Annotated in this window: 23 protein-coding genes and 2 pseudogenes; 19 read left to right on the forward strand and 6 right to left on the reverse strand. The window is 62.8% G+C overall.

What is annotated here, in order from left to right; all coding sequences use genetic code 11:
• Positions 1–112 precede the first annotated feature (112 nt).
• From M0639_RS32250 to M0639_RS32265, 4 genes and pseudogenes are all read left to right on the forward strand, one after another.
• Positions 113–2,794, forward strand: a complete 2,682-nt coding sequence (locus M0639_RS32250) for an excinuclease ABC subunit UvrA (RefSeq protein ID WP_064074880.1) — start codon at positions 113–115, stop codon at positions 2,792–2,794.
• 51 nt (positions 2,795–2,845) lie between these two features.
• Positions 2,846–3,826, forward strand: a pseudogene (locus M0639_RS32255) (Na+/H+ antiporter NhaA); the annotation flags it as partial.
• Positions 3,827–3,859: 33 nt separating this feature from the next.
• On the forward strand, positions 3,860–4,579 hold the full coding sequence (locus M0639_RS32260) for an IS6 family transposase (protein WP_064074851.1): 720 nt from the start codon (positions 3,860–3,862) through the stop codon (positions 4,577–4,579).
• 84 nt (positions 4,580–4,663) lie between these two features.
• Positions 4,664–4,789, forward strand: a pseudogene (locus M0639_RS32265) (VOC family protein); the annotation flags it as partial.
• A 77-nt stretch (positions 4,790–4,866) separates the two neighbouring features.
• Here M0639_RS32265 and M0639_RS32270 read toward each other — a convergent pair.
• Both M0639_RS32270 and M0639_RS32275 read right to left on the reverse strand, forming a co-directional pair.
• A complete protein-coding gene (locus M0639_RS32270; RefSeq protein WP_064074852.1) occupies positions 4,867–6,015 on the reverse strand; it encodes an acyl-CoA dehydrogenase family protein in 1,149 nt (382 codons plus the stop codon).
• A 3-nt stretch (positions 6,016–6,018) separates the two neighbouring features.
• Complete coding sequence (locus M0639_RS32275; RefSeq protein ID WP_064074853.1) at positions 6,019–7,170, reverse strand: acetyl-CoA C-acetyltransferase; 1,152 nt, start codon at positions 7,168–7,170, stop codon at positions 6,019–6,021.
• 187 nt (positions 7,171–7,357) lie between these two features.
• On the opposite strand from M0639_RS32275, the gene M0639_RS32280 reads away from it, so the two are divergent.
• The 3 genes from M0639_RS32280 to M0639_RS32290 are packed head-to-tail and all read left to right on the forward strand — an operon-like array spanning position 7,358 to position 10,385.
• Positions 7,358–7,810 (forward strand): MaoC family dehydratase, encoded by a 453-nt coding sequence (locus M0639_RS32280; RefSeq protein WP_054801134.1) that lies wholly within the window; start codon positions 7,358–7,360, stop codon positions 7,808–7,810.
• Positions 7,811–7,838: 28 nt separating this feature from the next.
• The gene (locus tag M0639_RS32285; RefSeq protein WP_058228033.1) at positions 7,839–9,479 is read left to right on the forward strand and encodes a class I adenylate-forming enzyme family protein; all 1,641 of its coding nucleotides are present in this window, start codon (positions 7,839–7,841) and stop codon (positions 9,477–9,479) included.
• Positions 9,480–9,521: 42 nt separating this feature from the next.
• Positions 9,522–10,385 (forward strand): SDR family oxidoreductase, encoded by an 864-nt coding sequence (locus M0639_RS32290; RefSeq protein WP_058228034.1) that lies wholly within the window; start codon positions 9,522–9,524, stop codon positions 10,383–10,385.
• 69 nt (positions 10,386–10,454) lie between these two features.
• Here the strand turns inward: M0639_RS32290 and M0639_RS32295 are convergent, their stop codons facing one another.
• The 4 genes from M0639_RS32295 to M0639_RS32310 are packed head-to-tail and all read right to left on the reverse strand — an operon-like array spanning position 10,455 to position 14,126.
• Positions 10,455–11,483: an MBL fold metallo-hydrolase gene (locus M0639_RS32295; protein ID WP_058228035.1), complete on the reverse strand. Its 1,029-nt coding sequence runs from the start codon at positions 11,481–11,483 to the stop codon at positions 10,455–10,457.
• Positions 11,480–12,637, reverse strand: a complete 1,158-nt coding sequence (locus M0639_RS32300) for a CaiB/BaiF CoA transferase family protein (RefSeq protein ID WP_058228036.1) — start codon at positions 12,635–12,637, stop codon at positions 11,480–11,482. Before M0639_RS32300 ends, M0639_RS32295 begins: the two co-directional genes overlap by 4 nt.
• 59 nt (positions 12,638–12,696) lie before the next feature.
• The gene (locus M0639_RS32305; RefSeq protein ID WP_058228037.1) at positions 12,697–13,332 is read right to left on the reverse strand and encodes a TetR/AcrR family transcriptional regulator; all 636 of its coding nucleotides are present in this window, start codon (positions 13,330–13,332) and stop codon (positions 12,697–12,699) included.
• Positions 13,329–14,126 carry an SDR family NAD(P)-dependent oxidoreductase gene (locus tag M0639_RS32310; RefSeq protein WP_064074854.1) on the reverse strand — a complete coding sequence of 266 codons (798 nt, stop codon included), beginning with the start codon at positions 14,124–14,126 and terminating at the stop codon, positions 13,329–13,331. Before M0639_RS32310 ends, M0639_RS32305 begins: the two co-directional genes overlap by 4 nt.
• 161 nt (positions 14,127–14,287) lie before the next feature.
• On the opposite strand from M0639_RS32310, the gene fabG reads away from it, so the two are divergent.
• The 12 genes from fabG (at position 14,288) to M0639_RS32370 (ending at position 25,968) form a co-directional block, all read left to right on the forward strand.
• The gene (gene fabG, locus M0639_RS32315; RefSeq protein WP_058228093.1) at positions 14,288–15,028 is read left to right on the forward strand and encodes a 3-oxoacyl-ACP reductase FabG; all 741 of its coding nucleotides are present in this window, start codon (positions 14,288–14,290) and stop codon (positions 15,026–15,028) included.
• Positions 15,025–15,825 carry an enoyl-CoA hydratase/isomerase family protein gene (locus M0639_RS32320; RefSeq protein WP_257233028.1) on the forward strand — a complete coding sequence of 267 codons (801 nt, stop codon included), beginning with the start codon at positions 15,025–15,027 and terminating at the stop codon, positions 15,823–15,825. The genes fabG and M0639_RS32320 overlap by 4 nt, the downstream gene beginning before the upstream one ends.
• Complete coding sequence (locus M0639_RS32325; protein WP_058228039.1) at positions 15,822–16,631, forward strand: enoyl-CoA hydratase/isomerase family protein; 810 nt, start codon at positions 15,822–15,824, stop codon at positions 16,629–16,631. Before M0639_RS32320 ends, M0639_RS32325 begins: the two co-directional genes overlap by 4 nt.
• A 1-nt stretch (position 16,632) precedes the next feature.
• The gene (locus M0639_RS32330) at positions 16,633–17,412 is read left to right on the forward strand and encodes an enoyl-CoA hydratase/isomerase family protein (RefSeq protein ID WP_064074855.1); all 780 of its coding nucleotides are present in this window, start codon (positions 16,633–16,635) and stop codon (positions 17,410–17,412) included.
• A 75-nt stretch (positions 17,413–17,487) separates the two neighbouring features.
• Positions 17,488–19,191, forward strand: a complete 1,704-nt coding sequence (locus tag M0639_RS32335; RefSeq protein ID WP_058228041.1) for a class I adenylate-forming enzyme family protein — start codon at positions 17,488–17,490, stop codon at positions 19,189–19,191.
• A gap of 50 nt (positions 19,192–19,241) precedes the next feature.
• Positions 19,242–20,558 carry an aromatic ring-hydroxylating oxygenase subunit alpha gene (locus M0639_RS32340; protein ID WP_058228095.1) on the forward strand — a complete coding sequence of 439 codons (1,317 nt, stop codon included), beginning with the start codon at positions 19,242–19,244 and terminating at the stop codon, positions 20,556–20,558.
• Positions 20,555–21,082, forward strand: coding sequence for an aromatic-ring-hydroxylating dioxygenase subunit beta (locus tag M0639_RS32345; protein ID WP_058228042.1), 528 nt, complete (start codon positions 20,555–20,557; stop codon positions 21,080–21,082). The genes M0639_RS32340 and M0639_RS32345 overlap by 4 nt, the downstream gene beginning before the upstream one ends.
• Positions 21,083–21,091: 9 nt before the next feature.
• Entirely contained in the window at positions 21,092–21,322 is a 231-nt protein-coding gene (locus tag M0639_RS32350; RefSeq protein ID WP_082654939.1) for a hypothetical protein, read from the forward strand.
• Positions 21,323–21,370: 48 nt separating this feature from the next.
• Positions 21,371–22,753, forward strand: a complete 1,383-nt coding sequence (locus M0639_RS32355) for an OB-fold domain-containing protein (protein ID WP_058228043.1) — start codon at positions 21,371–21,373, stop codon at positions 22,751–22,753.
• Positions 22,750–23,943: an acetyl-CoA acetyltransferase gene (locus tag M0639_RS32360; RefSeq protein ID WP_058228044.1), complete on the forward strand. Its 1,194-nt coding sequence runs from the start codon at positions 22,750–22,752 to the stop codon at positions 23,941–23,943. Before M0639_RS32355 ends, M0639_RS32360 begins: the two co-directional genes overlap by 4 nt.
• 49 nt (positions 23,944–23,992) lie before the next feature.
• Positions 23,993–24,793 carry an enoyl-CoA hydratase-related protein gene (locus M0639_RS32365; protein ID WP_082654928.1) on the forward strand — a complete coding sequence of 267 codons (801 nt, stop codon included), beginning with the start codon at positions 23,993–23,995 and terminating at the stop codon, positions 24,791–24,793.
• Positions 24,794–24,798: 5 nt separating this feature from the next.
• Positions 24,799–25,968: an acyl-CoA dehydrogenase family protein gene (locus M0639_RS32370; RefSeq protein WP_058228096.1), complete on the forward strand. Its 1,170-nt coding sequence runs from the start codon at positions 24,799–24,801 to the stop codon at positions 25,966–25,968.
• Positions 25,969–26,004: the final 36 nt, after the last annotated feature.

Below are 26,004 nucleotides of genomic sequence, written 5' to 3' on the forward strand. Positions count from 1 at the left end.
GCGCACGTGGCGATACGTGTCAGTGACCTTGCGTGTCAACTGAGTGACGATGTGTGCCAGGAGTGCTGTGGGGTCTGCCGCAAGGCTCCCTTCCTTCGTTATGGTCACCGGCATGACAAACCGTTCCGAACATCTCGCCGAGGCCGATGATCGCTGGAGGCAGGGTGTCGTGGTGCGGGGAGCTCGGCAGAACAATCTCGCCGACGTCGATCTCGATGTTCCTCGAGACCGTCTGGTGGTGTTCACCGGTGTGTCCGGCTCGGGGAAATCCTCGCTGGCGTTCGGGACACTGTTCGCGGAATCGCAGCGGCGCTATCTGGAGTCGGTGGCACCGTATGCCCGTCGGCTGATCGACCAGGTCGGTGTACCCGATGTCGACGTCGTCGAGGGACTGCCACCGGCGGTTGCACTGCAGCAGCACCGAGGCATCGGTAATGCTCGATCGAATGTCGCCAGCGTGACGACATTGGGCAGTCTCGTGCGGATGCTCTATTCCCGTGCCGGGTCTTACCCAGATGACCAACCGATGCTCTACGCGGAGGACTTCTCGCCGAACACCGTGCAGGGCGCATGTCCGACCTGCCATGGCATCGGGCGCGTCTACGAGGTCGATGTCGACAAGATGGTCCCCGATCCCACACTCAGCATCCGGGAGCGCGCGATCGCTTCGTGGCCGCCGGGCTGGCCGGGTGGCAACCTTCGCGACATCCTGGTGTCACTGGGATACGACGTCGACTCTCCGTGGAAGAAGCTGCCGAAGAAACATCGCGACTGGATCCTGTTCACCGAGGACCGCCCCACCGTTCCTGTGTACTCGGGATTTACCCCGGCACAGACTCGGCGAGCGATCAAAGCCGGAACCGAACCCAGTTACGAGGGCAATTTCGTCGGCGCCCGGCGGTTCGTGCTCGATACCTTCGCGAACACCAAGAGCTCGATCGTCAAGAAGCGGGTCTCTGAGTTCGTCACCAGCGAGGTATGCCCGATGTGCCAGGGCAAGCGGGTCAAGGCGGAGGCGCTCTCGGTCACCTTCGAGGGCCTGGATATCGCCGAGTTCGCGTCCTTGCCCCTGGCACGACTGGCAGAGATCGCGCGCACTGTTGTGTCCAGCGACTGGCTACCCGAGGCGGCAGGAGAAGCTCTCGACGAAACCCGACGAGCCGAGGCCACGCGACGACGTGTCGCATCGGGAGGATCGGCGCACACCGCCGCTCCCGACGTGCGACGCACCCCGAACGTGTCAGCGGAAAAACAGGTGGCGGCGCGGCGCCTGCTCGACGACCTCCTCGAAAGAATCCAACCCATCATCGACCTCGGGCTGGGATATCTGTCACTGGACCGGACGACGCCCACACTCTCCGGCGGAGAGCTGCAACGACTGCGCCTGGCGACGCAGCTGTCCTCGAAGCTGTTCGGCGTCGCCTACATCCTCGACGAACCTTCGGCGGGACTGCACCCCGGCGACTTGACGGCGCTGCTGAGAATTCTGCACGGACTTCGTGAGCGAGGAAACAGCGTCCTCGTCGTCGAGCACTCCCTACCCGTCATCCGAGAAGCGGACTGGCTGGTCGATATCGGTCCCGGTGCCGGCGAGAACGGTGGACGCGTGCTCTACAGCGGAACACCCGCCGGGCTGGCCGACGTACCGGACTCGGTCACCGCACGCTATCTCTTCGACACGTCGGAGCAGGTGCGCCGCCAGCGGCGTACCCCCCGCGGGTGGCTTCGCGTCGAAGGCGTCGAGCGCAACAGTCTCCGCGACCTCACCGTGTCTTTCCCTCTCGGGGTCTTGACCGCGGTCACCGGAGTCTCCGGTTCGGGGAAATCGAGCCTCGTCAGCCAGGCTCTACCAGCGTTGATCAACGCTGAACTGGGCCGGCCCGCCGCGCCCGATGCCAACGTCGAACCGCGCGACGACACCGATCTGCTGCTCACCGGAGATCAGGGCGCGGTCCGCGGCCGCATCGAGGGCACCCTGGGAGGGCTCCGTCGGGTGGTCGCCATCGATCAGCGCCCTATCGGGCGCACACCCCGATCCAATGTTGCAACCTACACCGGCATGTTCGACCACATCCGCAAGCTGTTCGCCGCAACACCTGCCGCCAAGAAACGGAACTACAAACCGGGGCGGTTCTCCTTCAATGTCGCCGGTGGCCGCTGTCCGACCTGCGAAGGCGAAGGCTTCGTGATGATCGAGCTGCTTTTCCTGCCCAGCGTCTACAGCCCGTGCCCGGACTGCAACGGCACTCGTTACACGCAGAGCACACTCGAAATCACCTGGCGGGACCGCAACATCGCCGACGTTCTCGCGATGAGCATCGACGAAGCCCACGCCTTCTTCACCAGTGAGAACGACGTTCTTCGCTCGCTCACCGTCCTACGCGAGGTCGGGTTGGGTTACCTGCGACTCGGACAACCCGCCACCGAGCTGTCCGGCGGCGAAGCTCAGCGTGTCAAGCTGGCATCCGAACTCCAGCGTGCTCAACGCGGCGACACGCTCTACATCCTCGACGAGCCCACTGCTGGGCTCCACCCGTCCGACAGCGACAGACTGCTCGCTCACGCGCAGGGGCTCGTCGACGCCGACAACACCGTCGTCATGGTCGAACTCGACATGCGCGTCGTCGCCCAGGCCGACCACGTCATCGACCTCGGACCGGGAGCGGGCGCCGACGGCGGACGTATCGTCGCCACCGGTTCCCCCGAGCAGGTAGCTGCCACTGCCGACAGTGCGACTGCCCCCTATCTACGAGCGGCGCTGGAAAACACAGGCGCCGGCACCACACAACACTGACCTGACCGCGCACCACCGCCTGGACTGAACGGCGATAAGGATCAACTAGCGATGGCACGACAGGCACCGAAACCCCAAGGCCTGCGTAATCAACTCTCCAACTCTCTCCGGCGTGAGTCCGGCTCCGCGGTGCTGCTGCTGCTGCTGGTGGTAACCGTGACCGCCCTGCTGTGGGCAAATTCGCCGGCTTCGGGCGCGTACTTCGACCTCTGGCATCAAGGCGCCGGATTCGAACTCGGCCCGGTGGCGTTGCACATGAGCCTTCACCATTGGATCAACGACGGGTTGATGGTCGTCTTCTTCTTTCTGATCGGGCTCGAGGTACGCCAAGAGTTCGCCCACGGGTCATTACGTGATCGAACCCGCACCCGTATCGCCGTGATCGCCGGAGTCGCGGGGGTGTGTCTACCCGCCGTCATCTACGCCGTGATCGTCGGCAGCGGAGACAGCCTGCAGGGTTGGGGGGTGGTCGTCGGCACCGATACCGCCTTCATGCTCGGGGCCTTGGCGCTCCTCGGGCCCGCACGATCAGGCCAACTGCGAGTGTTTCTCCTTACCGTCACGGTGGTCGACGACTTCCTCGCGGTGTCCATCATCGGATTCGTATACAGCGAAAACATTCGCCTGATTCCACTGCTCGTTTCCCTGGCATGCCTGACAGCATTGTGGCTACTCGGGCGGGCGCGACAGTGGCGAGCCGCGCCATACATTCTCGTGATGATCGTGCTGTGGTTCAGCACGATCGAGTCGGGTGTTCATCCCTCGCTTGCCGGAATGGTCGCCGGCCTTCTGATTCCCGCGTACCCGACACAGCGGCACAAGGTGGAGGCGGCTCGAGAACTGTTTCGTGACTTCTGGCAGTCTCCGAGCGCCGCGTCAGGTCGTGCAGTGTCACGTGGACTGGCCAAAGGCACAGCCGTCAACGAGCGGATACACGAATACCTCCGGGTACCCACCGCGCTGATCGTGGTACCGATCTTCGCTCTCGCCAACGCCGGCGTCGACCTGCGTGGCGGACTGCTCGTCGAGGCACTGTCACGTTGTTGAAGTCGGCGAACTTGGAGAATGGGTGGAGTGAGCACCCCGATGCCGTCGTACAAAGGCCCCCGCTACCCGGTCGAAATAATCAACCATTGCGTGTGGTTGTACTTCCGGTTCCCGCTCAGCTTCCGTGAAGTCGAGGAACTCATGCTCGAACGCGGTGTCCCGGTCTCCTACGAGACGATCCGCCGGTGGTGCGCCAAGTTCGGGCAGGCATACGCCAACCAGCTGCGCCGACGCCGGGCACAGCCCGGCGACAAGTGGCACCTCGACGAGGTCTTCATCCGCATCAACGGCACCCTGCATTACCTGTGGCGGGCGGTCGACCAGGACGGCAACGTGCTCGACGTGCTGGTCCAGCCACGCCGAAACGCTTTGGCAGCCAAGAAGTTCTTCCGCCGACTGCTCAAAGGACTGGGATATGTGCCGCGGGTCCTGGTCACCGACAAACTGGCCAGCTACACCGTCGCGCACCGCGAGCTGCTGGCCTCGGTCGACCATCGCCGCTCGAAGTTTCTGAACAACCGGGCCGAGAACTCGCACCAACCGACCCGGCAGCGCGAGCGGGCGATGAAACGGTTCACATCACCCGGGCACGCGCAACGCTTCCTCTCCGCTTTCTCGGGTATTTCGCCGCATTTCCGGCCCCGCCGGCACCGACTGCCCGCGGCCGAGTGGCGCACCGAGATGGCCGACCGATTCGCGGTCTGGCAGGAGATCACCGCGACCGATGTTGCCGCCTGAACGGCGAACAATCCGAAAGAACTCCAGGGTAGAAGCTCCAAAACTGACTGCGCGCTGCATCTTTCAATCAACGTGACAGTGCCCGACGAAGCGCGCAAACTCGGCTTCGAGATCGTGCACCCGATAACTACCGAACCGTGGGGCGTTCGACGGTTCTTCGTTCGAGCACCGGACGGCAACGTCATCAACATCGTGAGCCATCGGGACTGATGCTGACGGAAAAAATATTGCCGTGCAGCCTGGATTGACTGCACGGCAACAGTATTACGACGTACCCTGATTGGTTGTCATCGAACTATGTCGCGTCCGATGATCTCCTTCATTATCTCGGTGGTTCCGCCGTAGATGGTCTGGATTCTGGTGTCGACGTACGCCTTGCCCACGGCGTATTCCGTCATGTATCCGTACCCGCCGTGGAGTTGCAGGCATCGGTCGATCACACGCTTCTGCAGTTCGCTGATGTACCACTTGCCCTTTGCCGCGTCGACAGGAGTCAGTTTACCGGCGTTGTACGCGAGCACGCTTTGGTCGACGTATGACGTGGCGATATCAATTTCGGTCGCCATCTCGGCAAGTTCGAAACGTGTGTTCTGAAAATCGGCGATAGCCTGCCCGAACGCTCGACGTTCCTTGCAGTAGTTCACGGTGATGTCGAAGATCGCGCGTGTAGTCGCCATTGCCTTCGCTGTGACGCCGAGACGCTCGCGGGGGAGGTGGCTCATCAAGTACTGCAGCCCTCGGCCTTCTTCGCCGAGAAGGTGCGTCGCCGGAACTCGCGCGTTCTCGAAGAACAGTTCAGCAGTATCTTGTGAAGGTAGCCCGATCTTGTCGAGCTGCCGTCCGCGCACAAATCCGGGAGTGTCGCGTTCGACGACAAACAGACTGAAGCCGCGTGAACCCGCATTCGGATCAGTACGTGCAGCGACTACGACGATGTCGGCCATGATTCCGCTCGAGATGAACGTCTTCTGCCCGTTGATGATCCAGTCGTCACCATCGCGAACGGCGCTCGTTCGAATTCCCTGTAGATCACTTCCCGTGCCGGGTTCGGTCATGGCAAGCGCGCCGATCGTCTCACCCGCCGCGAAGCCTGGCAACCAACGCTGCTTCTGCTCGTCGTTGGTGAGGTCGAGCAGATAGTGCAACACCAGATCGTCCTGCAGGCTGATGGTCAGACCGAAGGACAACGCGTTGATCTTCGCGACCTCTTCGCAGACGATCATCCGGTAGCGGTAGTCGCTCTCGTTCGATCCGCCGTACTCCTCGGGGATCTGCAATCCGTACACCCCGGCACTTGCAGCGCGGGTGAAGACCGTCTGGTCGATCCAGCGTTCTGTGTCCCACCTGTCCTTGTGTGGTTCTACTTCTCGCACAAGGAATTCGCGAACAGTCTCACGGTAGAGCTCGTGATCCTTTTCGTAGAGTACGCGTTCCATGGCTCAGAGCCTTTCGATGATGGTGACGTTTGCTTGTCCGCCGCCCTCACACATGGTCTGCAGGCCGTACCGTCCGCCGGTTCGCTCGAGTTCGTGTAGCAGCGACGTCATCAGACGTGAACCCGTGCAGCCGATGGGATGGCCGAGTGCGATGGCACCGCCGTTGATGTTCACCTTGGCCGGATCGGCGCCGATGTCTGCGAGCCAGGCCAACACAACAGGCGCGAAGGCTTCGTTGATCTCCACGGCGTCGATGTCGTCGATCGAGAGTCCGGCCTTCTTCAGCGCGTGCTGGGTGGCGGGAATCGGGGCTGCGAGCATCATCACGGGATCCGCACCGCGGACGGAGATGTGATGAATGCGCGCGCGGGGAGTGAAGCCGTAGCGCTCGACCGCGGCCTCGGAGGCGACAAGAAGTGCGGCGGATCCGTCCGAGATCTGGCTGGCGACAGCGGCAGTCAGTTTTCCACCCTCGGTGAGGGTCTTCAGACCGGACATCTTCTCGAGGCTGGTGTCGGCTCGCGGGCCCTCGTCGGTGGAGATGCCCTCGAACTCGGTGATCTCACGCTCGAATCGGCCTTCGGCGATGGCCTTCAGGGCCCGCTGATGGCTTTCGTACGCGAACTTCTCGTTGTCCTCCCGGCTCAGGTTCCACTGGTCCGCGATCATTTCGGCCCCGCGGAACTGCGAGATCTCCTCGTTGCCGTACCGCGCTGCCCAACCCTTCGAACCCGTCCACGGATCGGTGGACCCGAAGGGCTCGCCGGCGCCGAACGCGCTGAGGATGGGAAACTGGCTCATCTTCTGGACGCCACCGGCGACGATGAGGTCTGCCGTGCCGCTCATGACGCCCTGGGCGGCGAAATGTACGGCCTGCTGCGCCGAACCGCACTGACGGTCGATCGTGACACCGGGAACGTTCTCCGGAAGTCCGGCCGCGAGTGCCGCGGTGCGGGCGATGTCGCCGGCCTGGGATCCGATGTTGTCAAGGCAACCGAGGATGACGTCATCGATGTCGGCGGGATCGAAATCGTGACGACCGACAACCGTCTTGATGACGTGCGCGGCCATGTCTGCCGGGTGAGACTGCGCGAATCCGCCGCCGCGCTTGCCGACCGCAGTACGGACGGCGTCGACGATATAGGCCTCGGCCATGTGAGTTCCTCCTGATGGAAGTCATTGTGATTGAGTGGATTTGGATATCCGGAACCGTCGGGACCGCAGTGGTCCAGTCCGGTCTCCGGGCGAGCGCCCGGTCGGTCCGATCGAAAGCCGGATATTGACTACCTCACACTAACTAATTTATGTTCAATTCAAAAGTACACCAACTGAGGGAGTCTGGATGAAGGTATTCAACGGGATCGAAGACGTGATCGCGGCGGAAGGATCCGACCTGGGAACCACCGACTGGATGGAGATCGAGCAGCAGCGCGTCAATCAGTTCGCAGACGCGACCGGAGATCACCAGTGGATCCACGTAGACACCGAACGCGCGAAGGACGGCCCGTTCGGCGCAACGATCGCCCACGGATTCCTCACTCTGTCGATGTTGCCGGTATTGCAGCAACAGCTCTACCGAGTCGACGGCATCACGATGGCCGTCAACTACGGGCTGAACAAGGTCCGATTTGCGGCACCAGTGCTGGTTGGAGCGAAGGTCCGCGCCTCCGTCGCCATCACCAAAGTGACACCTCTCGACGGTGCGATCCAGGCGGAGTTCACCACCACGATCGAGGTCGAGGGAAGTGCCAAGCCAGCGTGCATCGTCGAATCTATTGCCCGGTACGTAGCCTGACCATGATCACCTACGGAGGAAAATTCTCGTGACTTCAGGACTCGAAGACCGGCTTCTGACCGAGTCGTACTGGCCCATCGACGACAGCGTTCCGCTGTCTGAGCACACGTTGGGATCGCTCTTGCAGGAACGGGCCCAGCAGTTTCCGGACACCGTGGCCGTGATCGCCAACGCGCACGGCACCGGTCAAGAGCGTCGGCTCACCTACCAGGAGCTGTACGACGAGGCGCAGCGGGTAGCTGCTGCAATCCTCGAGCTGGTCGAGCCCGGCGACTATGTCGCGTTGTGGGCGCCCAATATCGTCGAGTGGCCGATCATTCTTTTCGGGGCGGCGATCGCCGGCGTCACACTCGTGGCACTCAACCCGGTTCTCCGTCGTGACGAACTGATGTATGCGCTGGGGCACAGCCGAGCAACACTGTTGATTCACGCGGATGTGAGCCGTGCGTACGACATGGCCTCCGTTGCAGCAGAAGCGAAGTCGCAGTGTTCTGGTCTGCGTCACGTAGTCAGTCTTTCCGAGATCGACCGGTGGCGGGCCGCGGCGCCACTGGCCGAGGGCGCAGCGGGTCCGAATGCGTCCGACTCCTCCGCGCCCGTGATGCTGCAGTACACCTCAGGAACCACCGGTCTACCCAAGGGCGTCTTGCTGCGGCATCGCTCGCTGGTCAATTGCGCTCGATTCACGCTCGAAGCCATCGAGCCTCCGACACCACTCATCGGTGTCAACCCTCTTCCGATGTTCCATACGGCCTCTTGCGTGATCGGCACGGTCGGGACGATCTGGATGGGCGGCACCATGGTGCTGATCGAACAGTTCACACCCGACGGCGTACTCGAGGCCATCCGGTCCGAGAACGCGAACCTGTTTTTCTACGTGCCCACTGTGCTCGGTGCGGTATTGGAAGCGGCGCGCAAGGATGACAAACCCGCGCCCAGTCTCGTTCGAGTCCTCGGCGGCGGTGCCAACGTGCCCGGCCCCATGATCGAAGCTACGGAGAAGCTCTTCGGGGCCACCACACATAACCTGTTCGGGCAGACGGAACTCTCGCCGGTCATCTCCCTCACCCGTACGACGGACTCACGCGAGGACCAGATCAATTCGAGCGGTCATCCGCTCCCTCAGGTTGCGGTGAAGATCGTCGACCCGTTCGACGGCTCGGTGGTACCGATCGGCGAATCCGGCGAGGTGTGCGCTCGGGGATATCAGCAGATGGTCGAATATATCCACAATCCCGAGGCCACTGCTGCCGCGGTTGACGCCGAGGGATGGTTGCACACCGGCGACCTCGGAAAGCTTGATCAGCGTGGCACTTTGACAATCACCGGCCGACTCAAGGATCTCATCATTCGGGGTGGCGAGAACGTTTCCCCCGCGGAGATCGAGTCGTTCCTGACGGCACACGAGGATGTCCTCGACGTGACGGTGATCGGCGTTCAGGACGAGAAGTGGGGCGAGGCGATCGCGGCCGTCGTCGTTCCGCGCGGCGAGGCCGGTGAGGGCATGCGGCAAAGGCTGATCGACTACGCCGCACAGGGTTTGTCTCCGTACAAGGTGCCCCGCGATTGGTATCTGGCGGCAGAGCTACCCACCACTGCCTCAGGCAAGATCCAAAAGTTCAAGCTCCGTGCGGCGATCGTCGACGGCACATGCACGCCGTTGGCCTGACCCGGTCGCGGATAACACATTCATCGAGTTCAAGGGGTAGATATGCCAGGAGTAAATGACCGGGTCATCGTGGTGACCGGAGCCGGTGGCGGTCTCGGACGCGAGTACGCGTTGCTGCTCGCCCGAGAAGGCGCCCGCGTTGTGGTCAACGACCTCGGCGGCGCCCGCGACGGTTCGGGTTCCGGATCGACGATGGCCGACGACGTGGTGGCGGAGATCCGCAAGGCCGGCGGTCTCGCGGTAGCCAACTACGACAGCGTGGCTACCGAGGAGGGCGCGCAGTCCCTGATTCAGACGGCACTCGACGAATTCGGTGCGGTGCACGGCGTGGTCAACAACGCCGGCATCCTCCGCGACGGTGCGTTCCACAAGATGACGAGCGACAACTGGGACGCAGTGATGAAGGTGCATCTCTACGGCGGATACAACGTCTCGCGGGCGGCGTGGCCACACTTCCGCGAGCAGAAGTTCGGCCGCATCGTCGTCGCAACCTCTACTAGTGGTCTTTTCGGCAACTTCGGTCAATCCAACTACGGTGCAGCAAAACTCGGACTCGTCGGCCTGATCAACACGCTGGCAATCGAGGGCGCCAAGTACGGGGTCAATGCCAATGCGGTTGCGCCGCTGGCGGCAACCCGGATGACAGAGGACATCGCACCGCCGGAGTTTCTCGAGAAGCTGCCGCCGGCACACGTCGCTCCGGTCGTCGGCTACCTCCTCACCGAGGAATCCACAGATACCGGTTCGGTGTTCGTGGTCGGTGGCGGCCAGGTTCAGCGCGTGGCGCAGTTCCAGAACAAGGGCGTGACCTTCGCCGAGCCTCCCACCGTCGACCAGCTTGCAGAGCGTTGGGCGGAGATCTCCGACATGGCCGGTGCAGTTCGGGGTGTGAACCCGCTCGGATAACGCTCGGTTGCTCCTGGGTGGGGTGTCGAACAGTTACTGTTCGACACCCCACCCAAGTGTTTGGGGGAGTCAGAGAGTGAAGTGGTGGACGCCTTCGACGTCAGTGCGTGTCAGGCGTCCCCGCACCGCGAGCACGTCCAGGTGTGCGCCGATCTCCAGGATCGCCAGCATGCGATGGACGTCGCCCAGGTCGGCAAGCGCATGCTCATGCCGCGTCCAGGTCAGTGCATCGGCGACGTCGGCTGCGGTGTGACGGCCCGAGATTACCTGTGACAGAACGGCACCGAACCGTGCGTCGTGATGCGCGAGCAGGGCATCGACTCGTTCGTGGACGAATGGAGTGACCTGTCCGTGGGCCGGGAGCATGGAAGTGTTTGGCAGAGACTTCACCAGTGTCAGAGACTCGAGGAACGAGGCGAGCGGCAGTTCCTCCGGAGCGCGCTCGAATCCGATGGATGGCGTGATCCGCGGGAGGATGTGATCGCCGGTGATCATGACGTTCCGCTCGGGATCGATCACGATCATGTGGCCGCGAGTGTGTCCGGGCGTGTGATGAACGTGGAGCGTCCGGTCGCCGACCGAAAGTTGTTGTCCGTCTTTCAACCACTCATCAGGCTCCCCGAAAGGGACGTCTCTCTCGTGTTCTTCGAATTCGAGTGCCTTGATCGAATCAGCCAGTTCGGGGGCACCACAGGTTCTCAGTAACTCCACCTGTCGCGGGTGCATCCCGGCGATGGTGTCGAACGCATCGATGGTGTGCTGTTCCTGCTCGCCCACGAGCACTGGTGTTCCGTAGGAATCGCGAAGCGCGATGGCCTGGGTGTAGTGATCCCAATGTGTGTGCGTCACAACGATCTGCTCGACGTCTGCCAGTGCGAATCCGAGATTCGAAAGAGCCTCGCTCAGGGCGCGTTCCGTAGCCGGCGAGGCCCATCCCGGGTCTACGAGGGTGATCGACGACCCCGACGTGACGGCGTAACAGTTGACAGTCGTGAGGTCTGCCATGGGAAGAGCGAGCGGAATTCGGTAGATCCCCTCGGCTACTCGGTGTACGCCGGGGGTGCTCGAGCTGACGGACTGCTCGGGGAGTGCGGTCATGGGGCTGTCACCTCGAGCGCTTCGATGGCAACTCCGCGGGCGATGAGATCGTCAATATGGGTTGCGCCCCAACGGGTAAGAACTTCTCGGGAGTGCTCACCGGGCATGGGAGGCGGCCAGTTCACCGTCGACTGCTCCTTGGAGAATCGCGGCGCCGGTGCGGACTGCAGCACGCCGCCGACCTCGACGAGGGAACCGCGGGCGCGAACGTGAGAATTTTCGGCAGCGCCCGTCAGAGTCGCGATGGGTGCCACGCAGGCGTCAGTGTTCGCGAAGTGATCCGTCCACTCTGATTGCGTGCGGGTTTTGAACGTAGCAGCGATACTTCTGCGAAGCCCCGGCCAGCGGCTCTGGTCGTGCTGCCGGTGCGCCGGCTCGTCCAGCCCGAGGCCGGAGAGAAGTTCGGCATAGAACTTGGGCTCGAGGGCGCCCACGGCCATATGACGGCCGTCAGCAGTCTCGTAGATCGAGTAGTAGGGAGTGCCGCCGTCGAGCATGTTGCTCTGGCGGCGGTCCGCCCAGGCTCCGGCAGCGATCATCATGTGCGTCGAGGACAGTAGGTGGCTGACGCCGTCGACGATTGCGGCGTCCACCACTTGGCCGGTGCCGGTCGCCTTGGCGTCGATGAGTGCTGCGAGCACGCCGATCACGAGATAGGCACCGCCACCGCCGAAGTCGCCGAGAAGGTTCAGCGGGATTTGTGGGGCTCCGTCCGCGGGGCCGATGGCGTGCAATGCGCCGGTGAGTGCGATGTAGTCGATGTCGTGGCCGGCTGATTGGGCGAGCGGGCCGTCTTGGCCCCAGCCGGTGATCCGGCCGTAGACGAGCTTGGGGTTGCGGGCCAGGCAGGCTTCGGGACCGACCCCCAGCTTTTCGGCTACGCCGGGTCGGTATCCCTCGATCAGCACGTCCGCGTGCTCCACCATGCGGAGAAGTACGTCTACCGCTTCGGGCTTCTTGAGATCCAGTAGCAGTGACTGCTTCCCGCGGTTCATGATGTCGACGTGTTCCGAACCGGCGAAAAACCCGCTACCGCCGGGGCGGTCCACCCGCACAACCTCGGCGCCGAGATCCGCCAGGAACATTCCGGCAAAAGGTCCTGGACCGATCCCCGCAAGTTCGAGGACCCGGCATCCTGCGAGTGGTTTTGTCATAGCGGTTTTCCCTTCATCGGGCCGAATCTGAGGAAGTTCCTTGTAGTTTCGGCATTCTTCTAAGTGGCGACGGGGCTCAGTCCGTGCCGGACCAGGCTCTGTGTGGTTGCCACGAGGTCGGCCAGGGAACCGTCCGATCCTCGCCACCACTCAGGGGCCCAATTGAGCGCGCCGATCACCAACTTGCGGGCAGTTCTGAGATCGAGATCTGCCCTGATCTGCCCCGCCACGGCGGCTGCATCCATCAGTTCGCGCCACAAGGTGGAGTAGGCATGCGAATCTTCGCGCAGTCGCTCGCGGATGCCGTCGGGCAGCTGGCCGGTGTTGCGGGTGACTGCTGTCGCGAAGTCGGATAGTTCGAGCTCGACTTCGAGGTGCGCCGCAACTGCGGCGCAGATTCGGTCCATCGGGCTAGTCTGTGCGGGTAGGGAGTCGAGGGCGGCGGCGACGTGCTCACGCAGACGGGTCTGGCCGACCGACATGACTTCGGAAATCAAATCGTGCCGGGACGCAAAATAGTAGTAGACGGCAGGTGCGCGCAGGTCTGCCATCTCGGCGATGTCGGTGAGGCGAGTCTCGGAAATGCCCCTGCGCGAGAGTACTTTTGCGGCCGCGAACAGAAGGCGCTCCTGTGTCGCTTCGGACTTGCTGCCGGAGGTGGACGGCTTGTTCGCCCTCGTTTCGCGAACGTTCACGGCATTGAATACCCGCCGCTGACAGACAAGACCTGGCCGGTGATCTGGCGGGCAGCACCTGCGGAGCAGAAGAAGACGACGGCGTCAGCGACGTCGTGGGCGGTGGTGAGTCGGCGAAGGGGGATGCCTTTTTCGAGGTTTTCGATCTGGCCGGCGTTGAACACCGTGTCTGCGCCGCCCGCCCACAGACTGCTTGCGCCCACGGCGTCCGGGCTCTCGGGGAGTACCAGTCCCGGGCACACGACATTGGAGCGAATGCCGTGGCGTCCATGCTCTTTCGCTACGGTGCGAGCCATGGAAATCAGTCCGGCTTTGGTCGCTCCGTAGATGCCTTGCCGGATTTCGCCGAAGGCCGCGTCGGAGGAAATGAAGACGATGGAGCCGGCTTGGGCCTCTCGCATGGGGCCGAGTGCGGCCTGGGTGCAGGCGATCGCGGTGTAGAGGTTGATCTCGATGGTCTTCTGCCAGCGCGCTCGGTCGGTGTCCTTGGCAAAAAATTCGGCCTCGCTGAATCCGGCGTTGTTCACCAATGCGTCTATGCCGCCCCACTTTTCCAGGAGTGCGCCCACCGATCGTTCCGCGCCGCCTTCCTTGGTGAGGTCTTCGGCAAGCACGATGGCTTCGGCGGCGCCGAGTTCGAGGGCCTCGATGCGCACCTTCTCGGCCTGATCTCCGTCGATGTCACAGATTGCTACTCGGGCGCCCTCGCGGGCGAAGCCGTGCACGATACCGCGGCCCACGTTCGATCCGCCTCCGGTGACCAGCACCCGTGCATTCTTCAGACCTAGGTCCATCTGCTTGTCTCGCTTCCGTGTCTTGGCGCTCCGGCATTGACTCCGGCAGCTTAACTAATTTATGTTAAATTCAAAAGTATTGATCCAGGAGGTTGCATGAGGATTCTTCGCAGGGTCTGCCACGTCGTGTTCGGTGCCGAGTCGGACCAGGGGTGCGCATCGTGAGGGCAGGATTGGTAGAGGGAAAGAGTGCGGCCATTACGGGCGCTGCTCAGGGAATTGGACTGGAAATCGCACGCCTCCTACATGAAGAGGGCGCAAAGGTGATGATCCTCGACGTCAATGAGGATCAGGCTGCGTCGGCTGCCGCGTCGTTGGGTGAGGGCGCCGTGGGCCGGGGTTGCGACGTCACCGACGAGGACTCCGTGCGTGATGCAGTGGAAGCGACTGTCGCAGAGTTCGGTTGCCTGGACATATTCGTCAACAACGCCGGCATCACCCGAGACTCGTCGCTGGGCAAGATGACGCTGGCCGACTTCGAAGCGGTCCTCAACGTGCATCTCAAGGGCAGTTGGCTCGGTGTGCGAGCAGCATCGGCCGTGATGCGCGAAGCCGGTAGCGGATCCATCATCAACATGTCGTCTCTGTCGGGGAAGTCCGGCAACTTCGGCCAGTCCAACTACAGCTCCGCAAAAGCCGGCATTGTCGGTCTGACGAAGTCTGCCGCGAAGGAACTGGCGCACAAAGGTGTTCGAGTCAATGCCGTGCAGCCGGGCCTGATTCGCACCCCGATGACCGAGGCCATGCCGCCCGATATCTTCGCTGCTCGTGAGGCGGATATTCCCATGAAGCGGGCCGGCGAACCCCGTGAGGTGGCGGGGGCAGTGCTGTTCCTGGCGTCGGAGCATTCGAGTTACATGACCGGTGCCGTGCTCGAAGTCGGCGGCGGGCGGCTGATGTGACTGCCGCGGATGTGAAGCGTACCGAGTCCGTCGTCGAGGCCGTTGTGGACGGGGCCATCGGCCGCATCACGCTCAACAGGCCCGAGGCGATGAACGCGATCACCGTCGCACTCGGTGAGCAGTTGGAGACGGCGCTTCGGACGTTGGCGCCGCAGGTACGCGTGATAGTTCTGCGCGGCGCCAGCGGCAACTTCTCTGTGGGCGGGGATTTCCACGAGCTGCAGCAATTGCGCGAGCAAGGCCGTGATGCGATGTCAGAGCTGTTCGGTAACTTCGGCCGGGCGTGCTCGGCGATCGCCGAGCTGGATGTGCCCGTGATCGCGGCAGTCGAGGGTTACGCCATGGCCGGCGGTTTCGAATTGATGCAGTCCGCTGATATTGCGCTGGTACACGCGAAAGCCAAACTGGCCGATACTCATTCCAATCACGGCATGGTGCCGGGTGGTGGTAGCACGCAGCGACTTCCCCGCCTGGTTGGCCGGCAACGGGCGCTCGCACACATTCTCACCGGCGACAGGCTCTCCGCGGATCAGGCAGTGGCCTGGGGGCTCGCTTATCGCGCTCTGCCGGCGGACACGTTCGATGCGGATGTGGACGCGTTTGCCGAAGCTCTGGCGGCCAAGGACCCCGTTGCACTAGGGCGCAGCAAGCGACTCGTCTACGCGGGGCTTCGTTTGCCGCTGGCGGACGGACTGTCTCTGGAGCATCGCACCGTTCTCGATCATCTCAGTGAGGATTCGAGCGGCACAGGCATTGACGAATTCACCAACAAGGATCAACGAAGGAGCACGCCATGACTGAAAATTTGATCCCCGATGGGCCTGTGCTGCTGGACCTCGAGTCCAATGGTGTTGCCAGGCTGCGTCTTAACCGACCTGAAGCATCCAACGGAATGGACGTCGGATTCCTCCAGGCCCTGCATGCTGCGGTGCTGCGGTGTCATGGCGAGCCGCGGGTGAGGGTTGTCGTCATCACCGGGGAAGGCAAGCACTTCTGTGCCGGCGGTGACGTCCGCACCTTCGCCTCCAAGGGCGAGGCGCTGCCGGATTACCTCCGCGAGGCCACAGCGTGGCTGCAAATCGCGACCTCGGCTCTGATGCAACTTCAGGTCCCGGTCATCGCCTCGGTGCATGGTTTCGCTGCAGGTGGCGGCGGGTTGGGCCTGGTGTGCGCTGCAGATTTCGTGATCGCCGAGGAAACTGCCAAGTTCATGTCCGGCGCCGTCCGCGTGGGTATGGCTCCCGATGGTGGTGTGTCGGTGACCCTCACTCAGCTCGTGGGTCTGCGCAAGGCCGCCGAAATCCTGTTGACCAACCCGACTCTCGACGCGCAGACCGCGCTGGAGATCGGTCTCATCACATCCGTCGTTCCCGCTGGAGAGCTCGCGAAGCGCACCGACGAGTACGCCGCACAATTCACCGAGCTCGCCCCACTTGCGGTCGGAGCGACCAAGCGACTGCTCTGGGGAGGCGTGGGCGCCACCGTAGCCGACCGGCTTGCAGAAGAGGCGCGCACGGTTTCCGAACTGTCGGGGACTGCAGACTCCCGCGAGGGACTCGCCGCGGTTCTCGAGCGTCGCGCGCCGAAATTCGTGGGCCGCTGAGATGGAGCCGGAATCGACGGTCCTCGTCGAAGATCGTGGCACCACTCGTCTGATCACCCTCAATCGCCCGGACAAACGAAACGCCATCGACCTGATATTGCGGGTGGAGCTGGCCGTGGCTCTGGAAGCAGCAATGTCCGTGGAGTCCGTTCGGGTAGTCGTGCTGACCGGCGCCGGCAAAGCCTTCTGTTCAGGTGGGGACATCTCCACCATGGACCGCCAGATCGCGGAGAAGACCGTCATTCGCGCTCAGGCTGCCCAGCGTGTGATCCGGGCGATCTGGGGCGGTTCCAAGCCTGTCATCGCGGCCGTCGAAGGCTTTGCGTTCGGTGCGGGCGTCTCGCTCGCGATGGCCTGCGACCGAGTGGTTGTCAGTGAAGATGCGGTCCTGAGCACGGCGTTCACCGGCGTCGGACTGGCGGGGGACATGGGAATCTTCTACTCGTTGCCGTCTCGGGTGGGGACTGCGGTGGCGCGGCAGTTGATGATGCTGCCGAAACGACTGTCTGCCGTGGAGGGCCTGGGCCTGGGCATGGTCGACGAGACGGTGCCGGCAGGCACCGCACTCGAGCGCGCGTTGTCCGATGCCGAACTGATTGCTGCCGCGCCTCCGCTGGCGCTGCGGGAAATGAAATGGATCTGGAGCCGCGGAGCTGTGGCGCCGATGGATCTACTCGACCTCGAGGTCGAAGCTCAGGCCAGGCTCTTCGACACCGAGGACTTCGCCGAAGGAGTCGAAGCATTCACGGCGAAGCGCCCGGCTGTGTTCCGGGGCCGATAGAGACGAATGCCTGAACTTGCCATTCCCCTAAGTCGCATTTAATCGAATTACGATTTAAAAAAGGAGGAAATAGTCGTGGTGAACTCGATCGCGGAACGGCGCGACGCGCTGGAGCGTCAGTTCCCCGAGTGGACACAGCGTTCGCTGGGGGACTGGCTGGATCACAGGGCAGAACTCTTCGGTGACCGACCCTTGGTCATTACCGATGAAAAGACCACTACCTACGGTGAGATTGCGAGTTGGTCGCGTCGTCTGGCAGACGGCCTTGTGACTCTCGGCGTCCAGCCCGGCGATCACGTCGGGATCGTGATGGCCAACTACACCGAATTCGTTCCGGTGAAGTTCGCGGTGGCCCAGGCCGGTGCAGTGGCGATTCCGCTCAACTTTCTCTACAAGGCAGAAGAGTTGGCCTACGTCCTGGAGCAGTCCCACTGCACAGTGCTGATCACTATGACAGGACACGCCGGTCTGGACTACCCGGAGATGCTCGATTCCGTTGCACCAGGCTGGGACACCACGGAAGGGCAGACGGCTCTGCCGTTGTTGCGACATGTCGTACAGGTCAGTGTCGACGGTCAGGCCAGGGCCGGCGTGCGCACACTTCAAGACCTGGAGGAGCTTGGTCGGGAAAACGCGGGCGCCAGCGCAGGCATTGTCGTCGACCCGGGTTCGGTAGGAGACATTCTCTACACCTCGGGAACCACCGGCTCGCCCAAGGGCGTGCAGGTAACCCATGACGCGGTCCAGCGCACCGGTTACGCGTCGGCACTGACTCGGGCCTTCGACGACGGTTGGCGCGTGCTCTTCTCGCTGCCGTGCTACCACATGTTCGGCTACATCGAGGGCCTGCTGGCCGCGATGACGGTGGGCGGCGCCGTTATTCTGCAACCCACGTTCGATCCCGCTGCCTACCTTGCCGGCATCGAACGGCATCAGGTCAACGATATTTTGTGTGTGCCGACTATGACAGTGGGCATTCTGGAACGCCCGGACATCGCAGACTACGATCTCTCCAGCCTGCGCGCATTGCTTTCGGGTGCGGCTCCCGGTCCGGTGTGGTTGTGGGAGAAGGCTGCTGGTCTTCTCGGCATCACCGAGATCGTTACCGGCTACGGTATGACCGAGTGCGGCGGAGCCATGACTCTGAATGATCCGGACGATAATTTCGAACTGACGGCTACCACGGTCGGCAAGCCCAAATTGGCCGGCGTCGCGGGAATCCCTGAGCGGTCAGGCGACTTGTGTGAGTACCGCACTGCCGACCCCGTGACGGGTGAGTTTCTTCCGAACGGCGAAGAAGGTGAACTGATTTCGAGGGGTCCCACCGCGATGCTCGGATTCTGGGACAAGCCCGAGGAGACCGCTAAAGGCCTACGTGACGGTTGGGTCTACACCGGAGACTTGGGAATCGTCCGCAAGGACGGCTACGTGCAGGTCACCGGCCGCTCCAAGGAGCTCTACAAGAGCGGCGGAGAACTGGTGATGCCCAAGGAAATCGAAGAACTGCTCACAGCCCACCCGGAAGTAAGTCAGGTGTACGCAATCGGTGTACCTGACGACAGATGGGGCGAAGTCGGCTGTGCCTGCGTAGTGCGCGCACCGAAATCGACGATCACCGAGGATGAGGTTCTGGCGCTGTGCCGGGAGCACCTGGCTCGCTTCAAGGTACCCAAGCACGTCTGGTTCCTCGACGCTTCGGAGCTGCCCACCACTACCACCGGGAAGATCCAGAAATTTCGCCTCGCCACCGAGGCAGCCAAACATATTCGTCAACAGTAATATTGAAGGATCGGAGCAGAACAGTGACTCTTGCAACGGACCGCGACCCCGTGGTCGACAGAGCGCCTCGAGTCGACTACTCGGCCCTCATCGAGCCCGAGCGAATCCACGGATCGCTCTACACCAACGACGATGTCTTCGCCGACGAACTCGAGCGAATCTGGTACAAGACTTGGGTTTTTGTCGGTCATACCTCTGAGGTGCCCGAACCCAACGACTACGTCCGCAAGAAGCTAGGCCTACAAGACATCATCATGACCCGGGACAAGTCCGGTGACGTACACCTGCTGCTCAACCGTTGCGCCCACCGCGCCAACCTCGTGTGCGACGACGCCGCCGGGAATTCGAGTTCGTTCCGGTGCCCGTACCACGGGTGGACGTACCGCAATACCGGTGAGCTGCTTGGCTACCCGTACAACAAGGGGTACGGCGGAAAGAACAAGCTCGAACTCGGCATGGGCCGAGTGCCCCGCGTCGCCGTCTATCAAGGCTTCGTGTTCGGCAGTTTCGCCGAGGCCGGACCCACTCTCCTCGAGCACCTCGGCGATGCTGCGGGCGAACTCGACCGACTGGCACGGCTTTCGCCGGAGGGGGAGGTGGAGTTGACCGCGGGTTGGCTCAAGCACAAGACCCGTGCCAATTGGAAACTGCTGGCCGAGAACGAGACTGACGGATACCATCCCCAGTTTGTCCACGGCTCCATTTTCTCGGTGACGGGCAGCCCCATCGGTGCGCTCTACAGTGACAACTCCACAGCAGTTACCAGGGCATTCGGCAACGGGCACAGTGAGAACGATCTCCGACCGGAGTTTCGCACCTTCGCCGAGCCGATGCGCTGGTTCGGCACCACCGAGGATCGGGTTCCCGATTATGTGGCAGCGATGCGCGCCAAGCACGGCGCCGGCGCCGAAGAGATCATGATCGAGGGTGCTCCCCATGTCATGATTTTTCCCAACCTGTTCATCGCCGAGATTCAGGTATTCAACATTCAGCCGCTCTCCGCGCACGAGTGCGTGCAGTACTCGACCGCAGTGCAGCTCAAGGGTGCTCCGGAACTTAACACCCGGATGGTGTCGCAGTCGATCGGTTCGGTGGGCCCGGCCGGCATGTTGCTTGCCGACGACACCGAGATGTACGAGCGAAATCAAGTGGGTGTGACTATGCGCGAACCGCATTGGGTGGACATCCGCCGTGGCGTTGACCGCGAACAGACCGACGAGCGTGGTTATCAGATCGGAACCGCCACCGACGAGACCGCGATGCGCGCCTTCTGGCGTCACTACAAGCAGATCATGCAGGCGCCGGCGGATGTAGTCGCTGATGCTGATGCCGATGTTGTTGCCGTTGTCGGGGAGGAAACAAAGTGAGCGTCGCATTCGAAGATCGCAGCCAAGGGACGCCGGATCTCACCGACATCCGTCAGGTGGAAGCATTCCTCTACCGGGAAGCGCGCTATGCCGACGAGCACGACTTCGATTCCTGGGAAGCGCTGTGGACCGACGATGCCCTGTACTGGGTGCCCATCGACGGTACCGACAAGGACCCGAAGACCCACATGTCGGTGATCTACGACAATCGGAATCGTATTTCCACCCGATTGAAGCAATTGCGCACGGGTAAGCGCTATGCGCAATCACCGCCGTCCAACATGCGCCGTGTGGTCTCCAACGTCGAGTTGCTCGGTACGGAGCAGGCCGCGTCCGGTGTCGAGAACACCGTCGTGGGTGCCAATTTCATGTTGTTCTCGGCTAAGGAGCGGGGGACCGACACCTTCGCGGGCCGGGTCACCTACCGACTACGCGTGATTGACGGCGCGATTCGGCTGGCGGGCAAGACCGTGGTCTTGGTGGACAACGAGTATGCACTGCCCAATATGGGCTTCTTGATCTAGGAGATGGTCATGTCCGGCAAAGCGGTCGTGTACAGCGAGTTCGCCCAGGTTTCGGTGGAGATCGACGAGAATGCCAAGAGCCCCCGGTTGCGTCTTGAGGATCTCCGCACGGGACAGACACGCTATCTCGACGCCCTTGTTCTCGAGGCGCTCGTGTGGCTGAGCGACGAGGCGATGGAACGCCTGCTCGACCCCTCTGCCGACCGTTGGCGGGAGGACCGTGATCTCGATGAGCTGTGATCTCGGGCGGCGCCGTTTCGCCACGATTCTTGAAAGGTTCTGTAGTTCATGACAACTCAACGCCTTGGTATCACGTCATACGGCACGTACCTTCCGCGACACCGGGTGTCCCTGGCCGAGATCGCGAGCGCCGGTGGCGCGAGTGGGGGACGGGGTGAACGTGTTGCCGCGTCGTTCGACGAGGACAGCACCACGATGGCTGTCGAGGCCGCACGTGCGGCGCTCGCGGGCGGGACGGACCAGGATCCGCGTTCGCTGTATCTGGCCACTACCTCGCCGGCGTATGCAGACAAGACCAATGCCGTTGCGGTGCATGCGGCATTGGGTCTGGATCGCGATGTTTTTGCTGCTGATATCGCCGGCAGCGCGCGCGGCACGGTGGCAGCCTTGCTCACGGCTGGAGAGTCGGGCGGCTTGGCAGTGTTGTCCGATGTGATCACCGGGCGGCCGGGTTCGGCCGATGAACGGAGCGGTGGTGACGGGGCGGCGGCTTTCGTCTTCGGTTCCGCTGAGACAGCACTTGCCACAGTGCTCGCTCGGGCCAGCCTCAGTGAAGAGTTCCTGGACCGTTGGCGTGTTCCCGGCGCTGCAGCCGGCAGCCAATGGGAGGAGCGGTTCGGGCTGGAGCGGTACCTCCCGCTGATCGCTGAAGTCGCGAAAGAGGCACTGGCAAAAGCAGATATCGGCCAGGTCGATCACGTCGTGGTGGTCTCGCCCAACAGCGGTGTCACCAAACGAGCAGCGAAACTGCTGCCCGCGGTGATCGGAACTACCGGATCTCCGATCGGGTACGCCGGTGCCGCGGGCCTCGGGCTCGCTCTTGCCGACGTACTGGACCGCGCCGAGCCCGGGCAGTCGATCCTGCTGATCTCGGCGGCCGACGGAGCCGATGCTCTTGTTCTGCGAACTACCGACCGGATCCTCCAGGCTCGCCAGAGTGTCAGCGTGGCAAACCAACTGGACTCTGGCCGTGCGCTCCCGTATTTCACCTATCTCAATTGGCGTGGACTCCTTGATCGTGAGCCGCCGCGCCGTCCTGAACCCGATTGGGCGGCTGCTCCGCCCTCCGCGCGGGCCCTGGGCTGGAAATTCAACTTCGCTGGAACACGTTGTTCTGCTTGCAGTTTCCTGCACCTTCCGCCCGCTCGGGTCTGCAAGGGTTGCGGGGCGGTCGACAAGATGATCGCAGAGTCGCTGGCGCCGCGTGAGGGCAGCGTGGCCACGTACACCGTAGACCGACTGGCGTTCTCGCCGTCTCCGCCGGTCGTGGATGCCGTGGTGAACTTCGACGGCGGTGGCCGTTACACCCTCGAGGTTGCAGATTCCGACGCGGAGACACTGAGGGTCGGCGCCCGAGTAGGCCTGACGTTCCGCCGTTTGGGCACCACAAGCGGAGTGCACAACTACTTCTGGAAGGCCAAGGCGCTATGAGTAGCAATGGAATTGCCGATAAGGTGGCCATCGTCGCTATGGGTTGTACTTCCTTCGGTGAGCATTGGGACCGCAGCGCGGACGATCTGCTCGTCGATGCCATGGCCGATTGCTTCGATGGCAATGATCGCATCTCACTGGCGGACGTCGATGCGTTCTGGCTCGGAACCCTCGGCAGTGGTCAGAGTGGGCTCACGCTGAGCAAGCCGTTGGCCCTGGACTACAAGCCCGTCACTCGCGTCGAGAACTACTGTGCCAGCGGTTCGGAATCATTCCGGAATGCCTGCTATGCAGTGGCTTCCGGTGCGTACGACAAGGTGATGGCCGTTGGTGTGGAGAAGCTCAAAGACTCCGGCTTCTCGGGTTTGCTACGCGGGGATCCTCCCGGGGACGGCACTGCTGCTGAGTTGTCGATGACAGCGCCCGCGGCGTTCTCGCTGCTGGACCCGGCGTACTGCGCACGCTACGGCGTCGACCCCGAGCAAATGCGTTCGGCAATGACGCACATAGCGTGGAAGAACCACGTGAACGGTGCGCTGAATCCCAAGGCGCAGTTCAGATCCGAAGTTTCCCGCGAGCGGATCGAGAGCGCCCCGCTGGTCGCGGGAAGGCTCGGTGTTTTCGACTGCTCCGGCGTGTCCGACGGTGCCGCCTGCGCATTGATCGTCCGCGCGGAGGACGCACACCTCTACACCGACACCCCGATGTATGTGAGGGGACTTTCGCTCGTTGCGGGTCCCGCGTTGGGTGCGACCGACCCAGGCTACGACTTCACGACTTTCCCCGAGGTTGTCCGCAGTGCCCAGGACGCGTACGCACAGGCGGGGATCATCGACCCGCGCACACAGATTTCCCTGGCTGAGGTGCACGACTGCTTCACGCCCACTGAACTTGTCCTGATGGAGGATCTCGGTTTCGCAGACCGTGGACAGGGTTGGAAGGACGTGCTGGCCGGTGAATTCGATCGGACCGGCCGACTTCCCGTGAACCCGGACGGCGGGTTGAAATCGTTCGGTCATCCAGTGGGGGCCAGTGGACTTCGGATGCTGTATGAATGCTGGCTGCAGTTTCGCGGGCTTGCAGGAGCGCGGCAACTGGACGATCCACGGACTGCGTTGACCCACAACTTGGGTGGCCGCCCGGGTAGTTGCGTTTCCTTCGTCTCTGTTGTCGGGCGTGAACGGGGTTGACATCGTTACATTTTCTAATCGATAGTAGATTCAATAAGGCGGAAGCTGTATGAGCTTGCAGGAGCAGCGGGCGGTGGAGATGGCTGTAGTGGACGGACTGGCCACCGTCACTCTCAATCGTCCCGATGCCAAGAATGCGATGAACCAGGACGTCGCGGACGATCTCTATGACATCGCGCAGCGTATCGCCCATGACAGCACCGTGCGCGCTGTATTGATCACCGGAAACGGGAAAGTCTTCTCCGTGGGCGGTGACATCACCGTCTTTGCCTCAACCCCCTCGGAGGAGGTGCCCGAAGTTCTCGGACGGATGGCCGGGCGCTATCACGACGCGCTGCGGCAATTCTCCCGGCTGCAGGTACCAGTGGTCGCCGCGGTGCATGGCGCCGTCGCGGGCGGGGCGCTCGGCCTCATCTACGTCTCGGACATCGTGCTCGCTGCCGAGGGAACGAAGTTCGCCACAGGGTTCGGCCAGATCGGACTCGCCGGTGACGGTGGCAATTCTTGGTTCCTGCCACGGCTTGTGGGCGCCCGACGCGCAGCGGAACTCTATTTCGAGGACCGTGTGCTGAACGCGCACGAGGCTGAGGACTGGGGTCTGATCACCCGGGTGGTGCCGGCTTCCGAACTTGGAGAACAGGGCGCTGCCGTGGCACGGAAACTGGCCACCGGTCCTACCGTCGCCTACGGCGCCATGCGGGCGTTGTTCCAGCAGTCGTCCACCACCACGCTGTCGCAGCAACTGGCAGACGAGGCGGCCGCGGTGGGCCTCATCGGTTCGTCCCGAGACGCGCAGCGAGCTTTCACGAGTTTCATTGCCAGACAACACCCCACCTTCGAAGGGAAGTGACCGCCGTGACCGGATTGGTCGTAGATACCGATGAGCATCGCCTGATTCGCGAGAGCGTCGCGAAGATCGCCGAGAAGTTCGGCCCCGAATACTATTTGGAGCGTTCCCGTTCCGGTGGCAACGTCGACGAGCTCTGGAATGAGCTGGGCGAGGCGGGCCTCGTCGGTGTCCACCTACCCGAGGAATACGGCGGCGGCGGGGCCGGTCTGTCCGAGTTCGTCATCGTGCTCGAAGAACTTGCCGCACACGGGATGCCACTGTTGATCGGCGTCATCTCGCCCGCCATCTGCGGTTGCATCATCGCCGAGCACGGCTCCGAGGAAATGAAGGACGAGTGGCTGCCCGGACTGGCCTCCGGCAAGCGACGAATGGCTTTCGCGCTCACCGAACCGGAGGCGGGCTCCAACAGTCACAATGTGACCACCACGGCCCGTCGCAGTGGCGAGGGCTGGAGCATTACCGGCGGCAAGTACTTCATCTCCGCGATCGAGGAAGCCGAGGCTCTTCTCGTGGTGACGCGAGATGCGAGCATCGAGCAGGCTCCGGGCTCGAAGCGCAGTCCGCTGTCTCTCTTCGTGGTCCCCAAGAACACTCCCGGTCTGGTGTTCCAGCCGCTCGAAACGGCGCTGGTCAATCCGGACCGTCAGTTCACCGTCTTCTTCGACGACGTCAAGGTCGGCCCGGAAGCGCTGATCGGCGCGCAAGGACGGGGTCTGAGGCAGGTGTTCGCCGGACTGAATCCCGAGCGCATCCTGGCGTCCTCGCTGAGCAACGGTATCGGCCGATACGCCATCGCGAAGGCCACCGTATACGCCAAGGACCGCAAGGTGTGGGATGTCGCGATCGGATCGCACCAGGGCGTCTCACATCCGTTGGCGGAAGCACATGTCGCCGTGCAGATGGCGCGTCTCGCCACGCAGCGCAGTGCCGCACTTCACGACGCCGGACTCGATGCTGCCGAAGCTGCGAACATGGCGAAGTTCGTCGCGGCGGATGCGTCGCTCAAAGCTCTCGATCAGGCCATCCAGGTGCACGGAGGCAACGGGATGAGCAAGGAATACGGCCTGGCGGAGTTGTGGTTCATCACGAGGATGCTGCGCACCGCGCCGGTCAGTCGGGAGATGGTGCTCAACTACATCGCTCAGACCACCCTCGGGTTACCGGCTTCGTACTGACCGATTTCGCGTGCCGCTACTTCTCGGCCCGCGCCG

Origin of the sequence: Rhodococcus qingshengii JCM 15477, from assembly GCF_023221595.1 — a bacterium.
Taxonomy (GTDB): Bacteria; Actinomycetota; Actinomycetes; order Mycobacteriales; family Mycobacteriaceae; genus Rhodococcus_F; species Rhodococcus_F qingshengii.